This window comes from Myxococcus llanfairpwllgwyngyllgogerychwyrndrobwllllantysiliogogogochensis, from assembly GCF_006636215.1.
Lineage (GTDB): Bacteria > Myxococcota > Myxococcia > Myxococcales > Myxococcaceae > Myxococcus > Myxococcus llanfairpwllgwyngyllgogerychwyrndrobwllllantysiliogogogochensis.
On the sequence record NZ_VIFM01000142.1, the window covers coordinates 1 to 21,904 of the forward strand.

Here is a 21,904-nt window from a genome sequence, read left to right on the forward strand (position 1 = left end):
CCTGATGGTGGGGTTGCGCTCGGCGCGGGTGCGGGGCTCGCGGGCCCGGCTGTTCGTGGGTTGCGGAATCGTGGCCGGCTCCATCGCGGAGGCGGAGTGGCGGGAGACGGAGATGAAGAGTCTGGCCGTGTTGCGTGCGTTGGGAGGCGGGGATGTCGGGCGACAGTAATCTCAACCTGCTGTGGGCTCGCGCGCTCGTGGAGGAGTTGGTTCGCGGTGGCGCGCGGCACGCGGTGGTGTGCCCGGGATCGCGCTCCTCGCCGCTGGCGATTGCGTGTGCTCGCGCGGAGGGCCTGCGCACCTGGTCCGTCATCGACGAGCGCAGCGCCGGTTTCTTCGGGCTGGGGCTCGCGAAGCAGTCACGTGCGCCAGTGATTCTCGTGGCCACGAGCGGCACCGCGGGCGCGCATTTCTATCCCGCGGTCATCGAGGCCTCGCTGTCCCAGGTGCCCCTGATTGTACTCACGGCGGACCGCCCGCTGGAGCTGCAGGGGTGGGGCGCGGCGCAGACGGTTCCCCAGGCCCGCTTCTATGGCGAGCACGCGCGCAGCTTCACGGACGTGGGCGTCCCCGAGGCCAGTGACGTGGCGCTGATCCACCTGCGCGCGACCGCCGCCCGGGCCGTGTCCACCGCGCTGCGCGCGCCGCGGGGCGCCGTGCAACTCAACGTCCCCTTCCGCGAGCCGCTCGCGCCCGTGACGGAGGCCTTCGGTGAGGAGCGCCTGTCCGCGCTGTCGAAGGCGGGCCGCGCGGGTGCGCCGCTCACGCGAATCGTGCCACCCACGCCAATGCCGGATGCGGCGGTGCTGGAGTCGCTGCGTCAGCGCATCGCCGCGACGGAGCGGGGTGTCATTGTCTGTGGTCCTCGCGACGAGGCGGACGGGTTCGCCGACGCCGTCTCCGCGCTGTCCCAGGCCACGGGCTACCCCGTGCTCGCCGAGGCGACGTCCCAGGCGCGTTATGGCGGTGGGCCGCTCACGCTCTCGTATTACGACGCGCTGTTGCGCCACGCGCCCTTTGCTCGGACGCACCGCCCGGAGTTGGTGTTGCGCTTCGGTGGCGGGCTGACGCCCAAATCGCCGCAGCAATGGGTGGAGGCGTCGGGCTCGGACGTCGTCCTCTTCAGTGATGGGGGCGCGTTGTTCGACCCGACGCATCGCGCGTCGACAGTGGTCGAGGGCTCGGCGGTGGCGGCCTGCGCGGCGCTGGCGAAGGGACAGACCCGGGGCCCGGGACGGTGGGCGCAGGGCTTCCTCGCGGCGGAGCGACTGGCGCGAGGCGCGCTCGAGGCCGCCTTCGCCGAGCGGCCCGACCAGCTCAGCGAGCCGCGCATCGCCCGCGAGGTGGTGGCCGCGCTTCCCGCGGAGGCTCCGTTGTTCGTCTCCAGCAGCATGCCCATTCGCGACGTGGATGCCTTCGCTCCGGCGGGTCCCGTGCCGCTGCGGGTGCTGGCCAACCGTGGGGCGAATGGCATCGACGGCATCATCTCCAGCGCGCTGGGCATGGCCGCGGCGGCCTCGCGTCCCGCCGTGCTGCTTACGGGTGACCTGGCGCTGCTACACGACGTGGGGGCTTTCGTCACGGCCGCGCGCGCGCGTGTGCCACTGACGGTGGTCGCCGTGAACAACGACGGCGGCGGCATCTTCTCGTTCCTGCCCATCGCCCAGGCGGCGAAGCCGGACGAGTTCGAGACGCTGTTCGGCACGCCGCACGGCGTGGACCTGTCGCACGCGGCGGCGCTGGGCGGAGCGCGACTGCACCGGCCGACGACGCCCTCGGCGTTGCGGTCGGCGGTGCGTGAAGGGCTCGAAGGCGGCCTGCATCTCGTGGAGGTGCGCGTGGACCGGGCCGCCAACGTGGATGACCATCGGCAGCTCTTCGCGAGGATGGCCGCCGCACTGGGAGACGGACCATGGGCGTGACACTGGCCTACGAGACGTGGGGAGAAGGCTCCCGGCCCCTCGTGCTGCTGCACGGCTTCACCGGCAACCGGGCCTCGTTCAATGGACTGCGTCCGCTGCTGGGGCGCTCCGTGCGAGCCATCGCGGTGGACCTGCCAGGGCATGGCACCACGCCGCTGCCCGAGCGACAGGGCCGCGACGGCTTCCTGGAGACGGTGGACGCGCTGGTGTCCCTGGTGGACTCGCTGGGCGTGGGCACGGTGGACCTGCTCGGCTATTCGCAGGGCGCGAGGGTGGCGCTGGCCGCGGCCGTGCGTGCGCCGGACCGGTTTGGTCGGCTCATCATGGAGAGCGGCTCGCCGGGGTTGCACCGCCGTCAGGAGCGTTCCGCGCGACGTGAAGCGGACGCGCAGCTCGCGGCGTTCATCCGCGCCCGGGGTGTGGACGCCTTCGTGGAACGCTGGGAAGCGCTGCCCCTGTTCGACAGCCTTCGCACCATGCCCGAGGAGCGCCGTGACTCGCTGCGCGCGAACCGTCGAGGCTGCACCGTGGAGGGGCTCGCCGGCGCACTCGAGTGCCTGGGGCTTGGAGTACAACCGGATTACTGGTCGGAGCTTCATCACCAGCGACTGCCCACGTTGCTGCTCACGGGAGCGCGGGACGAGAAGTTCACGCAGACGGCGCGCAAGATGGCGACGGAGCTTCCGGTGGTGTGGCGACATGCCTTCTCGGATTGCGGCCACGCGCCGCACCTGGAGGTACCGGAGGACTACGTCCGGGAGGTGCTGGGCTTCCTCCAGACGCCCTGGTTCGAGGCGCCCCAGTTCGAGGCCGTTGCTCCGGTGGCGAGTTCAGGGAGGGTGAATCCGTGAGTACGTCCGTCCCTGGAGCCCCCGTGGACATGGCGAAGCCTCGGCCCACGGTGAAGACGTGGTTGCTGGCGGTTCGTCCCAAGACGCTGACGGCGGCGTTGGTGCCGGTGCTGGTGGGAACGACGCTCGCGTTCGGCCTGGGAGTGGGGCGCATCGTCCCGGCCCTCGCGGCGCTCCTGGGTGCGGTGCTCATCCAGATTGGCACCAACTTCATCAACGACTACTACGACTTCAAGAAGGGCGCGGACACGCACGAGCGACTCGGTCCGGTGCGAGTCACGCAGAGCGGGCTCATCGCGCCGAGCACGGTGCTCGTGGGCGCGGCGGTCTGCTTCGCCCTGGCGACGGCGGTGGGGGCGTACCTGGTCGCGGTGGGCGGCTGGCCCATCGTCGCCATCGGGCTCGCGTCGCTCCTCTGTGGCTACGCCTACACGGGTGGGCCGTTTCCCCTGGGCTACAACGGCCTGGGCGACCTCTTTGTCTTCATCTTCTTCGGGCTCGTCGCGGTGACGGGGACCTTCTACGTTCAGGCCGGCACGGTGCATCCGGCGGCGTGGTGGGCGGCGATTCCGGTGGGTGCGAGCGGCACCATGCTCATCGTCGTCAACAACCTGCGGGACGTCACCACGGACGTGAAGGCGGGCAAGCGGACGCTGGCGGTGCGCTGGGGGACGACGGCGGGGAAGGCCGAGTACGTGCTGCTGCTCCTGGCCGCGTTCGCCACACCCATCGCGATGTTCGTACTGGGACTCGCCGGACCCTGGGTCTTTCTGTCGTTCCTGAGCCTGCCCCTGGCGGTGCCGCCACTGAAGCGGGTGCTGCGAGAGCAGGGGGCGGCGCTGAACCCGGCGTTGGGGGGGACCGCGCGCTTCCAACTCTTCTTCGGCGTGCTGTTCGGCCTGGGCCTGTACCTGCGATGATGTGAGTCCATGCGTATTGTTCAGGCGACGCTGACCCCGCTGCGGTTGGAGCTGCTCCAGCCCTTGAAGACGGCCCGAGGCTCCTACTCCGCGCGCGAGGGCTTCCTCGTGAGGCTCGAGGATGAGGACGGGAATGTGGGACTCGGAGAGGCGATGCCGCTGCCGGAGTTCGGCACGGAGTCCTTGTCCGTGTGCGGCGAGGTGCTGGGGGCGTGGCTGTCGTCGCTGAAGGGCCAGCTCCTGGGCGACTCGGTGCGCGCGGTCGAGGACACGTTGTCTCCCTTCCCGCCGACGGTGGCGCGTGGCGAGGGCGTTCGTGTCCGGGCCCGTCATCCCGCGCCACCGGGCCCCGTGCCCGCCGCTGAGCATGCGTTGGAGCTGGCCCTGTTGGACCTGCTCGCGAAGCGCCAGGGCGTGCCGCTGTGCTGGCTGCTGGCCGAGGAGTCGCGTCCCGAAGTGCTGGTGAACGCGCTGCTGAGCGAGGAGGCGCCGGAGGCATTGGCGGAGGAGGCTCGGCGTGCGGTGGCCGAAGGTTACGGGACGCTGAAGCTGAAGGTGGCGACGCGTTCGCTGGAGGCCGACGAGCAGCGCGTGAAGGCGGTGCGCGAGGCCGTGGGGCCGGACGTGAAGCTGCGGTTGGACGCGAATGGCGGTTGGTCCGAGCCGGACGCGAAGCGCGCGCTCGACAAGCTGGGCTGGTACGGCCTGGAGTTGGTGGAGCAGCCGACGCCGCCGGAAGACCTGTCGGCCCTGTGGCGTGTGCAGCGAAGGGCGCCGTGCATGGTGGCGGCGGACGAGTCGCTCGGCTCACCGGAGACGCTGCGTGCGCTGCTGTCGGTGGATCCGCTGTTGGGCGGTGGACCGGCAGTGGGCGCGGTGGTGCTCAAGCCGATGGTGTTGGGTGGACTGCTCCCCGGACTCGTGGTGGCGATGCGGGCCGCGCGGTTGGGAATGCAGGCATATGTGACGAGCTCGCTGGACGGCGTGGTGGCCCGAGCGGGCGCCGCGCACCTCGCGGCCGCGCTGCCTTCGGGGTCGCTGGCATCGGGGCTCGCGGTGGGGCGTCTCTTCGCGCATGAGCCCGCCATGCATGAGTACCAGCCCGTGCACGGGCGAATCCGTCTTCCGGAGTCGCCTGGACTGGGCCTGGATGCCGGGGTGGTGGTGTGACGAAGTTCGGGTGCCCCATTCGCGAAGGGGCCTCGAGTCAACCGGACGCGGAGGCACTCACCTTCGCGGGGCGCTCCTGGAACTACGGCGCACTGGATGCGGAGGTGCGTCGGTGGGTGGCCGCGCTGGAGGCTCGCGGAGTTGGCAAGGGCCATCGCGTCTGTGTGCTGGCGACGAATCACGCGGCCTGTGTGTTCCTCTTCTGGGCACTGGGCCGTGTCGGAGCCGTACTGGCCCCGCTCAATGCGCGACTCACCCGCGTGGAGTTGGAGCCCCTGGCCCAGGATGTCGAGCCGGGTTTGACGCTCGCCCTGGGGACACTGCGTGAGCGGCTTGTCGGCGCGGAGGTGTTGGAGACCTTCGTGGCCGAGGCTTCTTCCGACACGTGCGTGGAGCTGGAAGAACACGAGCCTCGGGTCGTCCTCTTCACCAGTGGGACGACGGGAAGGCCCAAGGGCGCGGTGCTGACGGAGGGGAACTTCCGGGCGTCGTCGCGCGGGTCCGCGGCGAACCTGGGAGAACACCCGGCGCCCCGCTGGCTCGGGACGTTGCCGCTGTTCCATGTCGGTGGCCTCGCGATGCTGACGCGCACGGCGTACGAGGGAGGCTGTCTCGTGCTGCACGAGCGCTTCGACGCGGAAACCACGAGTCGTGCCATCGACGAGGAGAAGGTGTCTCACGCCAGCCTTGTCGCCACCACGCTGGAGCGGGTGCTGGATGTCCGTGCCGGGCGACGGGTGCCCGAGACTTTCAAACTGGCGCTGATTGGCGGAGGGCCCGTGCCCGTGCCCTTGCTGGAGCGGGCGCGCGCCGTGGGCTTGCTCGCACTCCAGACGTACGGGCTCACCGAGGCGTGTTCGCAGGTGACGACCGAGCGGCCCTCCGAAGCGGATGGTCGGACGGCGGGTGCACCGCTGCCGGGGCTGGAGGTTCGCATCGTCGGAGAGCGCGGCGAAGTGCGAGGCCCCGGGCAGGAAGGGGACATCGAGGTGCGCGGGCCCACGGTGATGGCGGGCTATTGGCGCAGGCCCGAGGCCACGCGTGAAGTCTTGCGAGAGGGCTGGCTGCGCACGAAAGACCTCGGTGTGCTCGACGCACGGGGCAGGCTCACGGTGCTGTCGCGCCGCACGGACCTCATCGTTCGGGGCGGTGAGAACATCTACCCGGCCGAGGTGGAGGCGGTGCTCGCCAATCATCCCTCGGTGCAGGAGGCCGCGGTGGTCGGCGTGGCGGACCCACGCTGGGGCGAAGTGCCCGTGGCCTTCCTCGCGCTGCGCGTGGGGCAGTCGCGTCCCGTGGTGGAGGCGATGGAGGCCTGGTGCCGCCAATCGCTCGCGGGCTTCAAGTTGCCCGCTCGGTTCATCTGGGTGGATGCCCTGCCACGCAATGCCATGGGGAAGCTGGAGCGCTCCTCGTTGCGCAAGGCCGCCGAGGACTGAACGCGGCGCTCTTCACACCCCTTCGCCGAAGTTCGGCGCGTGACACTGGGCGTCCTGGTGAGAACCCGGTAGTCTGAGGTGGGAGTGGATTGATGTGTCAATCAATCGTGAGACAAACCGCTTTCGCCAGAGCCCTTCCCTCGGATGGGAGCTTTCGTGAGGCCCCTTGAAGGGACCGTTCACTTGCTCACCCTTGATGAGGGGGCCGGGGCTCCTGGCGGGGACGTGACGCCGGAAGCCGGGACACTTCCGGCGAGCGTCAGGCCCGAATCAGGACTCCGAGACCGGGTGGCCCCAGGGATTGGTGCGAGGATACTCACGCAGCATCGCGCTCAGCCGGTACGCCGCCGCCACGGTGGCGCTGACGCGCACCCGCCGGGTCAGGGAGGCTCCACGGGCCGCCGCCGCGCCCAGCCGCGCGGCCTGCTGCGCGAGCTGTCGCTCCACCTCGGGGGACCAGCGGGAGAATTCGAGCCATTCCATCGGACTGCTCCTTCGCGAACTTCGCGTGAGGGGGAAGCGCCACCAAAGCATCCGTCGATCCCCGAAAGCACGACGCCGCGCGTTGCCCACGACGTCTGTGCTGCTTTCCCGACAGGGTCGCCGTCGCTAGTCGACACTGCGATTTCATACGGACGCAAATCTTGAAGCTCACAAGGAATGAGCACCCACTTGAGCCCACGACGGGAATCCGCCGGGTAGGGTGCACCCCTCGCTTGAAACGGAAAACATCCGGGAGTGATTGGAAATTCTGCCCGAGAGGTGAATCTCAAGCAGGCAAGGAATCCTCCCCCAGGCGTTCTTTGAATCAAGAGGCACTTGATAAATCCAAGGCCTGGCCTGGGAGATGAATCAAAGGCAGCTCAACAAGCACGACACCCGGAGGGCGGACGTGGCTCCTGAAACTGTTGATGTCATCATCGTGGGATGTGGACCGGTCGGAGCGATGGCAGCCAATCTGCTGGGGCTCCAAGGCGTGAAGACCCTGGTGGTGGAGAAGGAGCTGTCCGCGCATGGTCAGTCCCGCGCCATCAGCGTGGATGACGAGGCGCAGCGCATCTTCCAGTCCGCGGGGTTGGAGGGCGAGTTGGGGCCGGGCTTCCATCCGTGCCACACGCTGCGCTACCTCGATGACCGGCTGCGCTCGCTCGCGGAGGTGGACTTCGCGAACCTGGACCAGCCGTTCGGCCACTACGTCGGCGCCTTCTTCCAGCAGCCGCGCATGGAGGCGGTGCTGCGCCGGGGCATGGCGCGCTTCGAGCACGTGGAGCTGTGGCAGGGCCGCGAGGTCGAGTCCTTCGTGCAGGACGGTGAGGGAATCACCGTGCGCGTGCGCGAGTGCGGCACCGAGAAGTCCGTGACGGTGAGGGCGCGCTACCTGCTGGCCTGTGATGGCTCCCACAGCACCATCCGCCGCAAACTGGACCTGAAGCTGGAGGGCACCACCGCGCTGGAGCACTCACTGGCCATCACCGTGAGCACGGCGTCTCCAGAGCCCGACTACACCAGCTACCTGTGTGGCCCGAACCGGCGGGGGTTCATCGCGCGCACGGCGCGGGACGAGATGCGCTTCGACATCATCGTGGACCCGGGCGCGGACCTGGAGGCCGTGCGCCAGCCCGAGCATGTGCGCTCGCTCATCTCGCACTACGTCGACCCGGCGACGGTGACGATTCGCTCGGTCAACGTCCACTCGTACCACAGCCGGATCGTGGACCGCTGGCGGGTGGGGCGCGCCTTCCTTCTCGGAGACGCGGCGCACCTGATGCCGCCCTTCCTGGGCCAGGGCCTGTGCGCGGGCTTTCGCGACGCGGCGAACGTGACGTGGAAGCTGGCGCGGGTGCTGGACGGCTCGGCGGATGACTCGCTGCTGGACACGTACGAGCACGAGCGGCGCGGCCATGTCTCGGAGGTCATCAAGAGCTCGGATGCGATGGGCCGGATGATGATGACGGGAGGCCAGGTGCTGGCGCGCGCACGCAACGTGCTCATCCAGGTGCTCTACCGGCTGCCCGTCACCGGAGAGTTCATCCGCCAGTTCAAGGTGAAGCCCGCATTCGCGCTGGAGAAGGGCTTCATCCTCGGCACGCAGCGGGCGAAGGCCGCGCCTGAAGGCACCTACTTTCCGCAGCCGCGCGTGGAAGCCACGGAGGGGCAGCGGGTGTTGATGGACCACGTGCTCGGCGATGGCTTCGTCGTGCTGACGCGGCCCGGTGCCTCGCAGGACACGCAGCGCGAGGCGCGCACGCTGGCGGCGGAGCTGGGCGCGCGGGCGTGGTCCGTGCTCTCCGCGGAGCGCATCGGCGAGCCTCCTCCGGACGCGTTCGTGGACACGGAAGGCCGGCTGGGCGCGTGGTTCTCACGGCACGACAAGGACGTGGTGGTGCTGCGTCCGGACCGGTACGTGTTCGGCACGGCCACGGGGCCTCGCCTCGACGGGCTTCGTCGCGCGCTGCGAGGTCTCATCCGTCCCCGGCCGCGGGGTGGCGCCTCGGAGGTCCGTCGGGCCGGGTAGGGGAGGGCGTGGAAAAAGTCGACGGGGCGCCCGGGCCAGAACCTGGCCACAGGCGCCCCGGAGTCGGGCATGGCTGGACTTCCGCCCGACGGGACGTCAGGCCGCGGCGGCGGGCTTGAGCAGGCCCTGGGCGCGCTCGACGCAGTCGCCCATGAAGCGCAGGTAGATGTCGAGCGCCAGAGCGCCCGTCTTGCCGATGACCTCGGCCTTCTCGGGCACCTGGGTCAGCAGCTTGCCGAGCATCACCTCGTTGAGGGCGGTGTGGCCCACGTCGATCTCCGCGTGCTCCTTGACGAAGGACATCGCCTCCATGATGTCCTCGCCACACACGCGCTTGGCCTGCTCCATCAGCCCGGGCGCGAAGACGACCGACAGGTTCTCGATTTCATATTCGATCGCGACCTGGGCGGCGGGCATGGGACCGACGATGGTGTCCTCGTGGATCTTCCGGTACTCCACCATGGCCTGCGTGGGCACCTGGTTCAGCAGCGCCGTCGCATCCAGCTGGGGACCGCGCTTGGCGTTCCACCGGGCGACGAGGCTCTTGGTGTCCTCGATCATCATCAGGTGGTGGCCTTCCTCGTGCTTCGCGTGGGTGATGAGCTTCTCGCCCACGTCCTTGAGGCCCATCTTCACGGTGGCCTCGCCCGCGCGGCGGATCCAACCGTCCACCGGCTCCGTCATGTACACGCCCAGCGAGTTGAGCTGGATGAGGAAGCCTTCCACGAGCGCGGGGTCCACGTTCGGATCCAGCAACGTCTGGAGCGCGGGGGAGGACTTGAGGCGCTCGCGCACCTCGACCACGTGGGGAACATACTTCTGCTCCACGAGTTGCTTGTTGCTCATGTCTGAACCTCTAGGGCGTGTTAGCGAGGGTTGTGGGCGCCACGGCGCCCGATGGTCAGCTCACTGATGTGCTCGAGGAAGTCGGGAATCAGCTTGGAGGAGATGATCCACATGAATGGATCAGGCCCTCCGTGGATGCCGGCCTCCTGCACGTAATCCCCCCCCTCGTCCTCACACAGGAAGTGGAACGAGGTGCGGCGGCGCGCTGCGTACCAACGGCGCGCGGCGTCCACCAGGGCGACATAGGTGGACGGTCCTTCTTCGGTCAGTGAGAACAGGCGGGCCATGTCCAGCAGGCAGTACAGGTTCGTGCCCCGCTGACCCAGCTCCAGCACCGTCGCCGCCACGGGCACGCCGCCCCGCCGCGCGACCAGGATCTCTCGCTCACGCTCGAGACCGAATTCCTTCCAGCGCGCCTGCACCGGGCGCATGTCGATGCGCTCCCGCGTGAAGTCCAGCGCTTCCACGTAGCAGGCCGGGCGCGTGCGAGCGATGGAGTCCGCCAGCAGCGTCAGCTCTTGCGGCGTGGCGAGCCCCACCTGGATGCCCTCGTGGCTGCGGCCCGTCTGCTCGTGGGTGAGCACGTCCAGCATGTGGACCTTGCGGGTGAAGGCCAGGCCCTGGCCCGTCTCCATCTGCCGCTCGGCGTAGCGCACGTGCGCCTTGGCGATCCACGGGTTGAGGGCCTCCACGTAGGCCACCACCCAGCGAAAGTCCGGGTCGCTCTGCGGGTGCTCGAACGTGCGCACGTACAGGTCGCGCATGATCTGCCCGGGCTCCTGCACGCTCGGCGGCGGCTTGCCGGGGCGCTTGGCGACCTGATGCCCCATCCACGCGTGGCGGTAGGGCTTCATGAAGGACAGCGTCGCCTCCGGCCCGCGCTCGGACGGCCACACCGCCTGGCAGAACAGCTGCGGAATCTCCGCGCCGCGCTTCGCCATGCCGCGGAAGGCCAGTCGCAGCTCCTCGAACTCCTCGGTGGACTTGCCCGCCAGGCTGAAGAAGCCGGAGCGGGTGAACAAATCCCACAGCCCGTCCTCCATGTCCTCGCTGGTGCGAGTCGCGGGGGACGTCGTCTGCGACACGAAGCGCACCCAGCGCGCCTCGTCCACGGAGTAGGGCTGCACGCTCAGGCCGCACAGCACGTGGCCATCCGCGCGGGGGCTGGTGACGTAGCGGATCTCTCCGCGCAACGTCAGCGTCTGGCCCGCGCCCGTCTCCAACTCGATGTGGGGCGGCAGCAGGCCGGGGAACATCAGGTCCTCCGGCTTGCAGCGGATGCACAGGCCGGAGAAGGAAAGGTCCACCGCGTCGCGCGTCAGCTCGCCCAGCTCGCGCCAGAGCGGGTGGTGGAAGCGCACGCTCGCGCCCGTGGGGGCGGGGACCCGGCGGTGCCAGCGATGACGGATGCGGGAGATGCGCGCGGGCATCGGCGTGAAGAGCCGATCTCCGTCCATGCCGCCCGCATCCAGCCGCATGCGGTACGCGCTGTTGTAGCCGATGACGTCCACGTCGTAGGGCGCCTCGCCCCACTCGGCGACCGCCTCCTCCGTGCGCCACTCCAACTGGGCCGTCGCCGAGTTGAAGCGCTCCAGCACCATGCGCACCGAGCGGCCCATCCGTCGCAGCACGCCCTTGTTACCGGAGGCGCAGATGGCGGTGAGGATGGAGCGGATGCGCTCTGGCTGCTCGATGATGTCCTGCATCGGCATCGCGGAAGCAGCGGGCTCCGCCACGCCGTTGCGCAGGGCATCCGCGAGCATCGAGAGAATCTGCCGGCCCTGCTCCACGGTGACTCCCACGAGCTGCAGGCCCACGGGCGCGCTCGCCGTCTCGGAGTCGGTGCGGATGAACGCGCCCACCAGCGGCCCAATCGTGACGCCAAGACCCTTGAGGAAGACGGGCAGGGTGGGCGCCTCGGCGTGATTCACGGGGCCGCGAGGCATCACCCAGACCACCGTGGGGCTCAACCGCGTCACCTCGCCAATGGTTCCTTCCAGCGAACCCAGCGAGCAGGTGATGGCGTTCGGCCCCCGGCCATGCAGCGAATAGCCCGAGTCATCCAGCGCGGCTTCCGCTGGCGGCAGCGGAATCACATTGATGAATGCGTCTCGGCTATCGAACTCGACCGTCCGCCGGTCGGAGAGCGGGTTTCCCCCTTCCATGTCCAGGAGCCCCCTTCTCCGGTAGTGAGGAACGCCTGATGCGGATGGCGAAGTTGCAAGCACAACAGTTCCTCCCTGCTCCAGCGGTGCTGCGGTGGGCGGCATTTCGCTATGGGTCCGTATCATACGGAGTCGGCAGGAACAGTCAAATCGAATTTGTGCAGCCTTGCTGTTTTCGTCAAGGCGGGAATCTAGGTCACTGGGTCAACCGTGACAGGTCATTTCTCCAAGTTTCACGAACTGTATGCCCAGCACCCGACAACGCCACCGCCAAGATGTCGCTCAACTGTAATGTCACCAGTCAACCACGCTCTGAGTGCTTTCTCGTAGTGAAATGGAGCGAGTCGGATTGCTCCAGTAAACTCCCTCCGGCACGCCAACCAGATGAGGTGAGCGATGAGCGCGGCACGGGATTGGGTGGGCAGGACTTCGGGTGAAGCAGGGGACGGTGTCGGACACCCTGCGCGCGCCCCTCGTCTGGAGTCGGTGGAGGGGCCAGACTTCCACCAGGTGGATGTGGCGGCGCTCATGCGTGAATCCATGGAATTGCTGGAAGCCGCGCGAAGAATCCACGGCATCGCGGTGAACCTGGAACTTCCGGATGAAGCCGTGCTGGCCCGCACGGGGCTGCGACGTACACGGCAGGTGTTGTTGTTGTTGCTGGCCCACGCCGCCGACCTCGCCGGGGAAAGCGGGGTTCGCGTGTCATTGGATCCACCTGATGACTTTGGAGACGAGGGGCCTCGCTTCCAGGTGGTGACGCCGGATGCGCACCTCTCCGAGCGGGAGCTCCGGGCCGTCTTCCTGTCGCCCATGTTGGTGGGGCCCACCCACCGGCGGCTGGCGCGCGCCCGGGAGCTGGTGGAGTCCGTGGGCGGCACCCTGGATGTGGTGCGCGGCGCGGAGTCGGGGCTCACCGTGACGGTGGAGCTGCCCGCGCCGGGCCTGGCCTGCTGGTAGTCCGGCCGGCGAGGACATCGAGCGCTCGGGGGCGCGCGGGAGGTTCGTCCTCTCGTGCCGCGCCGCTGGGTCCGATAAGTCCTGCAACCTGGAGGGGTGGCCAAACTCCTTGACGGGAGGGGGGCGGGTTCTCGACTATCCCGCGCCAATTCTTACACGGCCACACCTTCCAGGAGTACGTCCATGGCGCCCCCGTCGTCCGGCGAGAAGATCACCCTCCAGAACGGCAAGCTGTCCGTCCCGGATCACCCGATCATCCCTTACATCGAGGGCGACGGCACTGGCCGCGACATCTGGCGCGCCTCCCAGGCCGTCTTCGACGCCGCGGTGGAGAAGGCCTACAAGGGCAAGAAGAAGATCGCCTGGTACGAGGTGCTCGCCGGCGAGAAGTCCTTCAAGGCGGTCAACAACTGGCTGCCCGATGAGACGGTCGAAGCCTTCCGCACCTATCTGGTCGGCATCAAGGGCCCGTTGACGACGCCGGTTGGCGGCGGCATCCGCTCGCTGAACGTGGCGCTGCGCCAGATGCTGGACCTGTACGTCTGCCTGCGTCCCGTACGCTACTTCAAGGGCGTGCCCAGCCCGGTGAAGACGCCGGACAAGGTGGACATGACCATCTTCCGTGAGAACACGGAGGACATCTACACGGGCATCGAGTTCGAGGCCGGCACCCCGGCGGCGGACAAGTTCCTGGCCCTGCTGAAGCAGGAGTTCCCGAAGGAGTTCGGGAAGATCCGCTTCCCCTCCGACGTGGGCATCGGCCTGAAGCCGGTGTCCCATGAGGGCAGCGACCGGCTCATCCGCGCGGCCATCCAGTACGCGGTGGACCACAAGCGCAAGAGCGTGACGCTGGTCCACAAGGGCAACATCATGAAGTTCACCGAGGGCGCCTTCCGCAAGTGGGGCTACGAGCTGGCCGCCCGGGAGTTCGGTGACAAGGTCTACACCTGGGACCAGTGGGAAGTGACGAAGGCCGCCAAGGGTGAGGACGCGGCCAACGCGGAGCAGAAGGCCGCCGTCGCCGCCGGGAAGATCATCATCAAGGACTCCATCGCGGACATCACCCTGCAGCAGGTGCTCACGCGTCCCGACGAGTTCGACGTCATCGCCACGCTGAACCTCAACGGCGACTACCTGTCGGACGCGCTCGCGGCCCAGGTGGGCGGCATCGGCATCGCCCCGGGCGGCAACATCAACTACGTCACCGGCCACGCCGTCTTCGAGGCGACGCACGGCACGGCGCCCAAGTACGCGGACCAGGACAAGGTGAACCCCGGCTCCGTCATCCTCTCCGGTGAGATGATGTTCCGGCACCTGGGCTGGCACGAGGCCGCGGACCTGATGATCCAGGGCATGGACCGCGCCATCGCCGCCAAGACGGTGACCTACGACTTCGCCCGCCTGATGAAGCAGGAAGGGCAGTCTGGCGTGAACGAGGTGAAGTGCTCCGAGTTCGGTCAGGCCATCATCAAGCACATGTAGTCCCCTCACGGGGAATGGGAGACGGCGAATCCATGGCTCAGAATCGCAAGAAGAAGATTGGCCTCATCGGCGGCGGGCAGATCGGCGGCAACCTCGCGCTGCTGGCGGTGCAGAAGTCGCTGGGTGACGTGTTCCTGTACGACATCCCGGTGGCCGAGGGTCTGGTCAAGGGCAAGGCGCTGGACATCAACCAGCTCGCGGCGGTGGACGGCTACGACTGTCGCGTCACCGGCACCACGGACTGGAAGGACGTCGCTGGCTCGGACGTGATCATCATCACGGCCGGCATGCCCCGCAAGCCGGGCATGAGCCGCGAGGATCTGCTCGAGATCAACCTCAAGATCATGAAGGACGTGGCTGCCAACATCAAGCAGCACGCCCCGGGCGCGTTCGTCATCAACGTGGCGAACCCGCTGGACGCGATGGTGTTCGCGCTCCACAAGATCGCGGAGCTGCCGGACAACATGGTGGTGGGCATGGCGGGCGTGCTGGATACCAGCCGCTTCAAGTGCTTCGTGGCGGAGGCCCTCGGCTGCTCCATCCGTGACGTGGAGGCGCTGGTGCTCGGCGGCCACGGCGACGACATGGTGCCCCTGGTGCGGCACAGCACCGTGGGCGGCGTGCCCCTCACGGAGCTCATCGCGAAGGACAAGCTGGACGCCATCGTCAAGCGCACCCGTGAGGGCGGCGCGGAGCTGGTCGGCCTGTACAAGACGGGCAGCGCCTACTTCGGGCCCGCGGCCTCCTCCATCGCCATGGCGGAGAGCTTCATCTTCGACCGCAAGCGCATCCTGCCGGGCGCGGCGCTGCTGAAGGGCCAGTACGGCATCAGCGACTACTTCTTCGGCGCTCCCATCCAGATCGGCGCGGGCGGCATCGAGAAGATCATCACCGTGGACCTCAACGAGGCCGAGAAGGCCGAGCTGGCGAAGTCCTTCCAGTCGGTGAAGAAGACGGTCGACTCCGTCAAGCTGTAGTCCGTTCCAGTCGTGGAGCCCGCCGGAAGCAGTCGGCGGGCTTCGCGCCTGATGCCGCGGATGACGCGGGCTTATCGTTTTCGACGCCGCCGTTGCGGCGCGGTTCCGCCAAGTTAACTAGCCTGTAGAACTCGCACGGGGATGTCCGGAGCGTGGCGCGCCGAAACGGCGAGCCGGCTGACGGCAGGCGTGTCCGATGTCCCGGCAGTCAAGGAGACGATGATGGCAGCAGCAGCGCGGTTCACAGTGGTGGGCGGCGGTCTCGCCGGGCTGATGACGACGATCAAGCTCGCGGAGGCGGGCCACCAGGTGGATGTGCTCTCGCTCGTCCCGGTGAAGCGCTCGCACTCGGTCTGCGCCCAGGGTGGCATCAACGGCGCGGTGAACACCAAGGGCGAGGGCGACAGCCCGGAGATCCACGTCAAGGACACGCTGCGCGGCGGCGACTTCCTGGCCGAGCAGATCTCCGTGAAGGGCATGTGCTACGCGGCCCCCGGCATCATCTACCTGCTGGACCGCATGGGCGTGACGTTCAACCGCACGCCGGAAGGCCTGCTGGACTTCCGCCGCTTCGGCGGCACGCTGCACCACCGCACCGCCTTCGCCGGCGCGACGACGGGCCAGCAGCTGCTCTACGCGCTGGACGAGCAGGTCCGCCGCTATGAGGCCGAGGGCAAGGTCACCAAGTACGAGTACTGGGAGTGGCTCGGCACGGTGAAGGACGAGGGGGGCCGCTGCATCGGCAGCGTGGCCGTGGACCTCCGCACCATGGAGATCCGCACCTTCCCGGCGGAGGCCGTGTGCCTGGCCACGGGCGGCCCTGGCATCGTGTTCGGTCGCTCCACCAACTCCATCATCAACACCGGCACCGCCGCGGGTCGCGCCTACATGGAGGGCGCCATCTACGCGAACGGTGAGTTCATCCAGGTGCATCCGACGTCGATTCCGGGCGAGGACAAGCTGCGCCTGATGAGCGAGTCGGTGCGCGGCGAGGGTGGCCGCGTCTGGGTGCCTCGGAAGAAGGGCGACACGCGCGGCCCCCGGGACATCCCGGAGAGCGAGCGCTGGTACTTCCTCGAGGAGAAGTACCCCAAGTACAAGAACCTGGTCCCCCGCGATGTGGCCACGCGGGAGATCTTCATCGTCTGCCGCGACCTGGGCATGGGCATCGGGGGCAGGGACGGCGTGTACCTGGATGTGACGCACATCCCGGCCAAGACGCTGGACGCCAAGATCAAGGGCGTCATGGAGATCTACGAGAAGTTCGTCGGTGACGACCCGCGCGTCACGCCGATGGTCATCTTCCCGGGCATGCACTACTCGATGGGCGGCCTGTACGTTCAGTTCGAGGCGGACTCGAAGACGCTGACGCCGCTGGAGGGCAGCCCGAAGAACCAGTCCACCAACATCCCGGGCCTCTACGCCGCGGGCGAGGCGGACTACGCGTTCCATGGTGGCAACCGCCTGGGCGCCAACTCGCTGCTCTCCTGCATCTACTCGGGGATGATCGGCGGCCCGGCCATGGCGTCCTTCGCCAAGAGCAACACGACGAGCGCGGCGGCCATGCCGGAGAAGTACTTCCAGGATGCGAAGCGCTACTGGGAGGACCGGTTCGGGACCATCAAGAAGATGGCCGGCGCGGAGAATCCCTACGGTCTGAGCCAGGAACTGGGCGACGTGATGACGGAGAACTGCACCGTCGTCCGCTACAACGACCGGCTGAAGAAGACGGTGGACAAGATCCGCGAGCTGAAGAGCCGTTGGAAGAACGTCAACGTCCTGGACACGGGCAACTCGTCCAACCGGTCGTTGTCGTACACCAACCAGCTCTGGAACATGCTGGAGCTGGGCGAGGTCATCGCCACCAGCGCGCTCTTGCGCGACGAGAGCCGTGGCGCGCACTACAAGCCGGACTTCTCGCTGCCCGAGCCGAAGACGAAGGACCCCAACGACGATCCCTCGTGGATGGCGCTGTGGCAGGCGCGGCATGACAGGTGGGCGAAGACGACCATCGCGAAGTACGCGGAAGAGGGGCCGAACATCTCCTACGAGGACGTCCCGACGCCGGTGCTGAAGCCCGAGCCGCGCTGGTACGCGTAAGGCACCGGGGAACTTTCTGGGTGGGCCCGCGTGAGAGCGCGGGTCCCCGTAACTGACTTGGAAGTGAAGGGTCGAGCCACATGGACACCGCACAGGCAGGCGCCGTCAGCACCCAATCCATCTCCTTCCGAATCTGGCGGCAGGACGCTCCGGACCAGCCGGGCCGCTACGAGGAGTTCAAGGTTCCCTATCGCAAGGGCGCCAACGTCATCTCGTGCCTGATGGAGATCCAGCGCAACCCCGTCACGGTGGAGGGCAAGCGCGTGCCCCCCGTGGTGTGGGACGCCGCGTGTCTTGAAGAGGTCTGCGGCAGCTGCGCCATCAACATCAATGGGCGGGTGCGCATGGCGTGCTCGGCGCTCATCGACAAGCTGGAGCAGCCGATCACCCTGGAGCCCATGAGCAAGTTCCCCGTGGTCCGGGACCTGGCCGTGGACCGCAGCCGGATGTTCGAGGCGCTCAAGCGGGTGAAGGGCTGGATTCCCACGGACGGTACCCACAACCTGGGGCCGGGCCCGCGCCAGTCGCCGGTGGACCAGTCGACGATGTACGTGCTCTCCACATGCATTACGTGTGGAAGCTGCCTGGAGGCGTGCCCCCAGGTGACCATGGACAACGACTTCGTCGGCGCGGCGGCCATCAGCCAGGCTCGCCTGTTCAACATGAACCCGACGGGCAAGTTGAACTCCGAGGAGCGCGTGCGTTCGCTCATGGGGCCCGGCGGCGTGCAGGACTGCGGCAAGGCGCAGAACTGCGTGAAGGTCTGCCCGAAGGAGATTCCGCTCACCACCTCCATCGCGATGATGAACCGTCAGGTGACCAAGCTGGTCATCAAGGACCTCTTCTCGCAGGAAGAGGAGAAGAAGGGTCACAGCGGTCCGGGGTGACGGGGCTGTTGTTCCCGTGAAGGCCAAGCGGCCTCATGCGTGTGTCCCTGGGACACGGCATGGGGCCGTTGCCGTTGATGCGCATGGCATGGAGTGGCGCGTGCTTCGCGTGGCGGTCCGCGGTTTTCGGGCGGTGCGAAGCTCCGTGAGTTGCTCGGGCTCAGCGTGGCGGGTCGAGGCTCTTCCTCGCGGACTGGAGCTCTGCGAGTTGCTCGGGCTCCGTGGCCTGCTTCACGAGGGTGTCGAGCGCGGCGGCGTACGCCGTGCGCACCGCCTCCGAAGCAGGCACGGCCACGTCTGGAGTCACCCCGGTGCCTTCCCAGTTCGCCCGAGTCACGGCGTGGACGGTGCGTCCCATGGGGACACCGACGAGGAAGTGTTCGTCCACGGGAAGCACCACGCCCGTGTTGGCACCGCCGCGCGTCTTCTCACCGATCACCCGCGCGCGCTTGCGCGCCTGGAGGTCATACGCGAACAACTCCGCCGAGGAGAACGTGTCCTTGTCCGTGAGGAGGTAGACCTCCTTGTCTCCGTATCGTCCCGCCAGGGGTTCGGTCGGAGTGTGGAGCGAGGTCGTCTCCCGGCCTCTCCACACCGTGTCACGCACGCGGACGGGCGCGGGCAAGAGCCATGCGAGGTAGTGGGCCACCAGGCTGGAATCGCCGCCGCCGTTGCCGCGCAGATCCACGATGAGCGCGTCCGTGGAGGACAGCAGGGTCATCGCCGCCGCCGTGGCATCACGCGCGAGCTTCTCGTCGGGGAATCGGGAGATTCGAAGGTAGCCGACATTGCCTTCCAACCGCTCCACCCGAGTGATGCCCCGCGCGTCGAACCGCGCCTGCCGCGTGTGAATCGCCTCGCGCTCGGCGCGCCACGCTTCGATGTGCGCCGGTGCGGGCTCCCAGGGAAGAGGAACGTTCGTCGGCACGGGCTTCGCGCTGTGGATGACCACGAAGTGCTCGTCCTGTCCGGCTTGCTCGAGGTGCACGGTAAGGACCTCCGCGAACCGCTCCGGGTCGGTGATGGCGTCATAGTCCCCGCGCTTCAATCTCGCGCGCAGCAGTCGGTGCGCCAGCTCTCCCAGCTCCGGGGAGTGATGCCTCGCGCGGACCTGCACGAGCACCGCCTCGATGATCCGCGTGCGCTCCGTGGCGCTGAGCACCAGCGGCTTCGCGGGCTCGGCCGCGGACGCAAGGGCAGGGGACGCGAGCAGTGCCACGGCGACGAGGTGCCACGGGCGCAAGCACATGGGGCGAAGGCTCCTGGAGGGAACACGTCACGGCTGCGACACGGAACGCGTGGCGACCCGGGTCATACCGTCCCCGGGCCTGGCTCCCTGGTCGTGGGGCTTCGTGCGTGCTCGGGCCTTGTTGCTCCGTTGCTCGGAGTTCGGACGCGGTGAAGGCGTCCTCATCTACCCGGACATTCCTGGTTATCAGCTGTCCACAGCCTGCCGCACCGCGGTGTGTGCCGGGTCAAACGGCCTTGCCATCCGTCGGTTTCTGCGCAATGAGGGCCACGCGCTGACGCCTGTAAGGGGTCGTCCCCCTCGTCTCCACATGGAGCCTCGATGAAGATCCACGAGTACCAGGGCAAGGAAATCTTCCGGAAGTACGGTGTGCCCACGCCGAAGGGAATTCTCGCCCTCTCGCCGAATGACGCGGAGGCCGCTGCCAAGGAGCTGGCCACGCCGGTCGTCGTGGTGAAGGCCCAGATCCATGCCGGTGGCCGAGGCAAGGGCGGCGGCGTGAAGCTGGCCAAGAGCCCCGCCGAGGCGAAGGAACTCGCCAAGCAGATGCTTGGCATGATGCTGAAGACCATCCAGACCGGGCCGGAAGGCACGAAGGTCCACAAGGTCTACATCGAAGAAGGTCTCGCCATCGGCCAGGAGCTGTACCTGGGCGTGACGCTGGACCGCGTCACCAGCCGCGTCACCTTCATGGCGTCCCGCGAGGGCGGCGTGGAGATTGAAGAAGTGGCGGAGAAGCACCCCGAGAAGATCCTCCGCGAGACGGTGGACCCGGCGGTGGGCTTCCTGGACTTCCAGGGCCGCAATCTGGCCTTCGGGCTGGGCCTGTCCGGCCCCACGGTGAACAAGTTCGCCCAGTTCTGCACCGCGCTCTACCGGATGTTCATCGAGACGGATGCGTCCCTGGTGGAGATCAACCCGCTGGTCATCCTGAAGGATGGCGGCGTGGTGGCGCTGGACGCGAAGGTGACGTTCGACGAGAACGCCATCTACCGCCACAAGGACCTGCTGGCGTACCGGGACCTGGCGGAAGAGGACGCGCGTGAGACGCAGGCCAAGGAGTGGGATCTGGCCTACATCGCGCTCGAGGGAAACATCGGCTGCATGGTGAACGGCGCGGGTCTGGCCATGGCCACCATGGACACCATCAAGCTGGTGGGCGGCTCGCCGGCCAACTTCCTGGACGTGGGCGGCGGCGCGAGCAAGGAGAAGGTGACGGCGGCCTTCAAGCTCATCCTGGCCGACCCCGCGGTGAAGGCTGTGCTGGTCAACATCTTCGGCGGCATCATGAAGTGCGATGTCATCGCGGACGGCATCATCGCCGCGGCCAAGGAAGTTCAGCTCAAAGTGCCCCTCATCGTTCGCCTGGAAGGCACCAACGTGGAGCAGGGCAAGGAACTGCTGCGCAACTCCGGCCTCGCCATCACCCCGGCGGACAACCTGCGTCAGGCGGCCGAGAAGGCCGTCGCCGCGCTGAAGTAGTCCGCGCGCTTCATCGCCCACACTTTTTTGAAGGAGCGCCATGAGCATCCTCGTCAACGAAAACACGAAGGTCCTCTGCCAGGGCATCACCGGCTCGGCGGGCTCGTTCCACTCGAAGCAGATGTTGGAGTACGGCACGAAGCTCGTTGGCGGTGTCACGCCGGGCAAGGGCGGCACCAGCTTCGAGGGCAAGGTTCCCGTGTTCAACACGGTCGCCGACGCCGTGAAGCAGACGGGCGCGAACACGTCCGTCATCTTCGTCCCGCCCCCGTTCGCCGCGGACTCCATCATGGAGGCCGCTGACGCGGGCGTGTCCCTCATCATCACGATCACCGAAGGCATCCCGGTCCTCGACATGGTGCGCGCCAAGCGCTACCTGCAGGGCAAGCCGGGCGTGCGCCTCATCGGTCCGAACTGCCCGGGTGTCATCACCCCCGGCGCCAAGTGCAAGATCGGCATCATGCCGGGCCACATCCACAAGCCGGGCCGCATCGGCGTGGTGTCGCGCTCCGGCACGCTGACGTACGAGGCCGTGCACCAGCTCACGCAGCTGGGCCTGGGCCAGTCGACGGCGGTGGGCATCGGCGGAGACCCGGTCAACGGCACGGACTTCGTGGACGTGCTGAAGCTGTTCAACGCGGATCCGGACACGGACGCGGTGATCATGATTGGTGAGATCGGCGGCAGCGCCGAGGAGCTGGGCGCGGAGTACGTCGCTCGCGAGTTCACCAAGCCCATCGCCGGGTTCATCGCCGGCCAGTCGGCGCCTCCGGGCAAGCGCATGGGCCACGCGGGAGCCATCATCTCCGGCGGCAAGGGCACGGCGACGGAGAAGATCAAGGCGATGGAGGCCGCGGGAATCGTGATGGCCGCCAGCCCCGCCGAGCTGGGCACCACCCTCCAGGAGGCCGTGAAGCGCGGCCCCAAGAAGCGCTAACA

At 68.0% G+C, this 21,904-nt stretch carries 18 protein-coding genes; 14 read left to right on the forward strand and 4 right to left on the reverse strand.

Going from position 1 to position 21,904, the window contains the following annotated elements; all coding sequences use genetic code 11:
- The 6 genes from FJV41_RS29360 to menE all read left to right on the forward strand — a co-directional run.
- Positions 1-169, forward strand: a 169-nt coding sequence (locus FJV41_RS29360) for a chorismate-binding protein (RefSeq protein ID WP_181791014.1), incomplete at its 5' end; no start/stop codon positions are given.
- Positions 153-1,922 carry a 2-succinyl-5-enolpyruvyl-6-hydroxy-3-cyclohexene-1-carboxylic-acid synthase gene (gene menD, locus FJV41_RS29365; protein ID WP_141645886.1) on the forward strand — a complete coding sequence of 590 codons (1,770 nt, stop codon included), beginning with the start codon at positions 153-155 and terminating at the stop codon, positions 1,920-1,922. The genes FJV41_RS29360 and menD, both read left to right, overlap by 17 nt.
- Positions 1,913-2,773: a 2-succinyl-6-hydroxy-2,4-cyclohexadiene-1-carboxylate synthase gene (gene menH / locus FJV41_RS29370; protein ID WP_141645887.1), complete on the forward strand. Its 861-nt coding sequence runs from the start codon at positions 1,913-1,915 to the stop codon at positions 2,771-2,773. Before menD ends, menH begins: the two co-directional genes overlap by 10 nt.
- Complete coding sequence (locus FJV41_RS29375; RefSeq protein ID WP_371745687.1) at positions 2,770-3,693, forward strand: 1,4-dihydroxy-2-naphthoate polyprenyltransferase; 924 nt, start codon at positions 2,770-2,772, stop codon at positions 3,691-3,693. The genes menH and FJV41_RS29375 overlap by 4 nt, the downstream gene beginning before the upstream one ends.
- A 9-nt stretch (positions 3,694-3,702) precedes the next feature.
- Positions 3,703-4,863: a mandelate racemase/muconate lactonizing enzyme family protein gene (locus FJV41_RS29380; RefSeq protein WP_141645888.1), complete on the forward strand. Its 1,161-nt coding sequence runs from the start codon at positions 3,703-3,705 to the stop codon at positions 4,861-4,863.
- Positions 4,860-6,302 carry an o-succinylbenzoate--CoA ligase gene (menE, locus tag FJV41_RS29385; protein ID WP_141645889.1) on the forward strand — a complete coding sequence of 481 codons (1,443 nt, stop codon included), beginning with the start codon at positions 4,860-4,862 and terminating at the stop codon, positions 6,300-6,302. Before FJV41_RS29380 ends, menE begins: the two co-directional genes overlap by 4 nt.
- 270 nt (positions 6,303-6,572) lie before the next feature.
- On the opposite strand, the gene FJV41_RS29390 is transcribed toward menE, so the two are convergent.
- Entirely contained in the window at positions 6,573-6,785 is a 213-nt protein-coding gene (locus tag FJV41_RS29390) for a hypothetical protein (RefSeq protein WP_141645890.1), read from the reverse strand.
- A 364-nt stretch (positions 6,786-7,149) separates the two neighbouring features.
- On the opposite strand from FJV41_RS29390, the gene FJV41_RS29395 reads away from it, so the two are divergent.
- A complete protein-coding gene (locus tag FJV41_RS29395; protein ID WP_217442641.1) occupies positions 7,150-8,817 on the forward strand; it encodes a bifunctional 3-(3-hydroxy-phenyl)propionate/3-hydroxycinnamic acid hydroxylase in 1,668 nt (555 codons plus the stop codon).
- 96 nt (positions 8,818-8,913) lie between these two features.
- Here the strand turns inward: FJV41_RS29395 and FJV41_RS29400 are convergent, their stop codons facing one another.
- Complete coding sequence (locus tag FJV41_RS29400) at positions 8,914-9,663, reverse strand: hypothetical protein (protein ID WP_141645892.1); 750 nt, start codon at positions 9,661-9,663, stop codon at positions 8,914-8,916.
- Positions 9,664-9,683: 20 nt separating this feature from the next.
- Positions 9,684-11,828, reverse strand: a complete 2,145-nt coding sequence (locus FJV41_RS29405; RefSeq protein WP_174462103.1) for a PilZ domain-containing protein — start codon at positions 11,826-11,828, stop codon at positions 9,684-9,686.
- Positions 11,829-12,224: 396 nt separating this feature from the next.
- Between FJV41_RS29405 and FJV41_RS29410 the strand changes: the two genes are divergently transcribed.
- The 5 genes from FJV41_RS29410 (at position 12,225) to sdhB (ending at position 18,234) form a co-directional block, all read left to right on the forward strand.
- Positions 12,225-12,788 carry a histidine kinase gene (locus tag FJV41_RS29410; protein ID WP_141645894.1) on the forward strand — a complete coding sequence of 188 codons (564 nt, stop codon included), beginning with the start codon at positions 12,225-12,227 and terminating at the stop codon, positions 12,786-12,788.
- 183 nt (positions 12,789-12,971) lie between these two features.
- Positions 12,972-14,270, forward strand: a complete 1,299-nt coding sequence (gene icd, locus FJV41_RS29415; protein ID WP_141645895.1) for an NADP-dependent isocitrate dehydrogenase — start codon at positions 12,972-12,974, stop codon at positions 14,268-14,270.
- A 32-nt stretch (positions 14,271-14,302) separates the two neighbouring features.
- Complete coding sequence (gene mdh, locus FJV41_RS29420; RefSeq protein ID WP_141645896.1) at positions 14,303-15,247, forward strand: malate dehydrogenase; 945 nt, start codon at positions 14,303-14,305, stop codon at positions 15,245-15,247.
- Positions 15,248-15,469: 222 nt separating this feature from the next.
- On the forward strand, positions 15,470-17,347 hold the full coding sequence (gene sdhA / locus FJV41_RS29425) for a succinate dehydrogenase flavoprotein subunit (RefSeq protein ID WP_141645910.1): 1,878 nt from the start codon (positions 15,470-15,472) through the stop codon (positions 17,345-17,347).
- 80 nt (positions 17,348-17,427) lie between these two features.
- The gene (gene sdhB / locus FJV41_RS29430; protein ID WP_141645897.1) at positions 17,428-18,234 is read left to right on the forward strand and encodes a succinate dehydrogenase iron-sulfur subunit; all 807 of its coding nucleotides are present in this window, start codon (positions 17,428-17,430) and stop codon (positions 18,232-18,234) included.
- Positions 18,235-18,394: 160 nt separating this feature from the next.
- On the opposite strand, the gene FJV41_RS29435 is transcribed toward sdhB, so the two are convergent.
- A complete protein-coding gene (locus FJV41_RS29435; RefSeq protein WP_141645898.1) occupies positions 18,395-19,483 on the reverse strand; it encodes a S41 family peptidase in 1,089 nt (362 codons plus the stop codon).
- Positions 19,484-19,804: 321 nt separating this feature from the next.
- On the opposite strand from FJV41_RS29435, the gene sucC reads away from it, so the two are divergent.
- Positions 19,805-20,965 (forward strand): ADP-forming succinate--CoA ligase subunit beta, encoded by a 1,161-nt coding sequence (gene sucC / locus FJV41_RS29440; RefSeq protein ID WP_141645899.1) that lies wholly within the window; start codon positions 19,805-19,807, stop codon positions 20,963-20,965.
- A 40-nt stretch (positions 20,966-21,005) separates the two neighbouring features.
- Positions 21,006-21,902, forward strand: coding sequence for a succinate--CoA ligase subunit alpha (gene sucD / locus FJV41_RS29445; protein WP_141645900.1), 897 nt, complete (start codon positions 21,006-21,008; stop codon positions 21,900-21,902).
- Positions 21,903-21,904 lie beyond the last annotated feature (2 nt).

Coding starts and splice junctions, on each gene's coding strand:
- menD (WP_141645886.1), top strand. CDS start 153: ATGTCGGGCGACAGTAATCTCAACCTGCTGTGGGCTCGCGCGCTCGTG.
- menH (WP_141645887.1), top strand. CDS start 1,913: ATGGGCGTGACACTGGCCTACGAGACGTGGGGAGAAGGCTCCCGGCCC.
- FJV41_RS29380 (WP_141645888.1), top strand. CDS start 3,703: ATGCGTATTGTTCAGGCGACGCTGACCCCGCTGCGGTTGGAGCTGCTC.
- FJV41_RS29390 (WP_141645890.1), bottom strand. CDS start 6,785: ATGGAATGGCTCGAATTCTCCCGCTGGTCCCCCGAGGTGGAGCGACAG.
- FJV41_RS29395 (WP_217442641.1), top strand. CDS start 7,150: ATGAATCAAAGGCAGCTCAACAAGCACGACACCCGGAGGGCGGACGTG.
- FJV41_RS29400 (WP_141645892.1), bottom strand. CDS start 9,663: ATGAGCAACAAGCAACTCGTGGAGCAGAAGTATGTTCCCCACGTGGTC.
- FJV41_RS29405 (WP_174462103.1), bottom strand. CDS start 11,828: ATGGAAGGGGGAAACCCGCTCTCCGACCGGCGGACGGTCGAGTTCGAT.
- FJV41_RS29410 (WP_141645894.1), top strand. CDS start 12,225: ATGAGCGCGGCACGGGATTGGGTGGGCAGGACTTCGGGTGAAGCAGGG.
- icd (WP_141645895.1), top strand. CDS start 12,972: ATGGCGCCCCCGTCGTCCGGCGAGAAGATCACCCTCCAGAACGGCAAG.
- mdh (WP_141645896.1), top strand. CDS start 14,303: ATGGCTCAGAATCGCAAGAAGAAGATTGGCCTCATCGGCGGCGGGCAG.
- sdhA (WP_141645910.1), top strand. CDS start 15,470: ATGGCAGCAGCAGCGCGGTTCACAGTGGTGGGCGGCGGTCTCGCCGGG.
- sdhB (WP_141645897.1), top strand. CDS start 17,428: ATGGACACCGCACAGGCAGGCGCCGTCAGCACCCAATCCATCTCCTTC.
- FJV41_RS29435 (WP_141645898.1), bottom strand. CDS start 19,483: ATGTGCTTGCGCCCGTGGCACCTCGTCGCCGTGGCACTGCTCGCGTCC.
- sucC (WP_141645899.1), top strand. CDS start 19,805: ATGAAGATCCACGAGTACCAGGGCAAGGAAATCTTCCGGAAGTACGGT.
- sucD (WP_141645900.1), top strand. CDS start 21,006: ATGAGCATCCTCGTCAACGAAAACACGAAGGTCCTCTGCCAGGGCATC.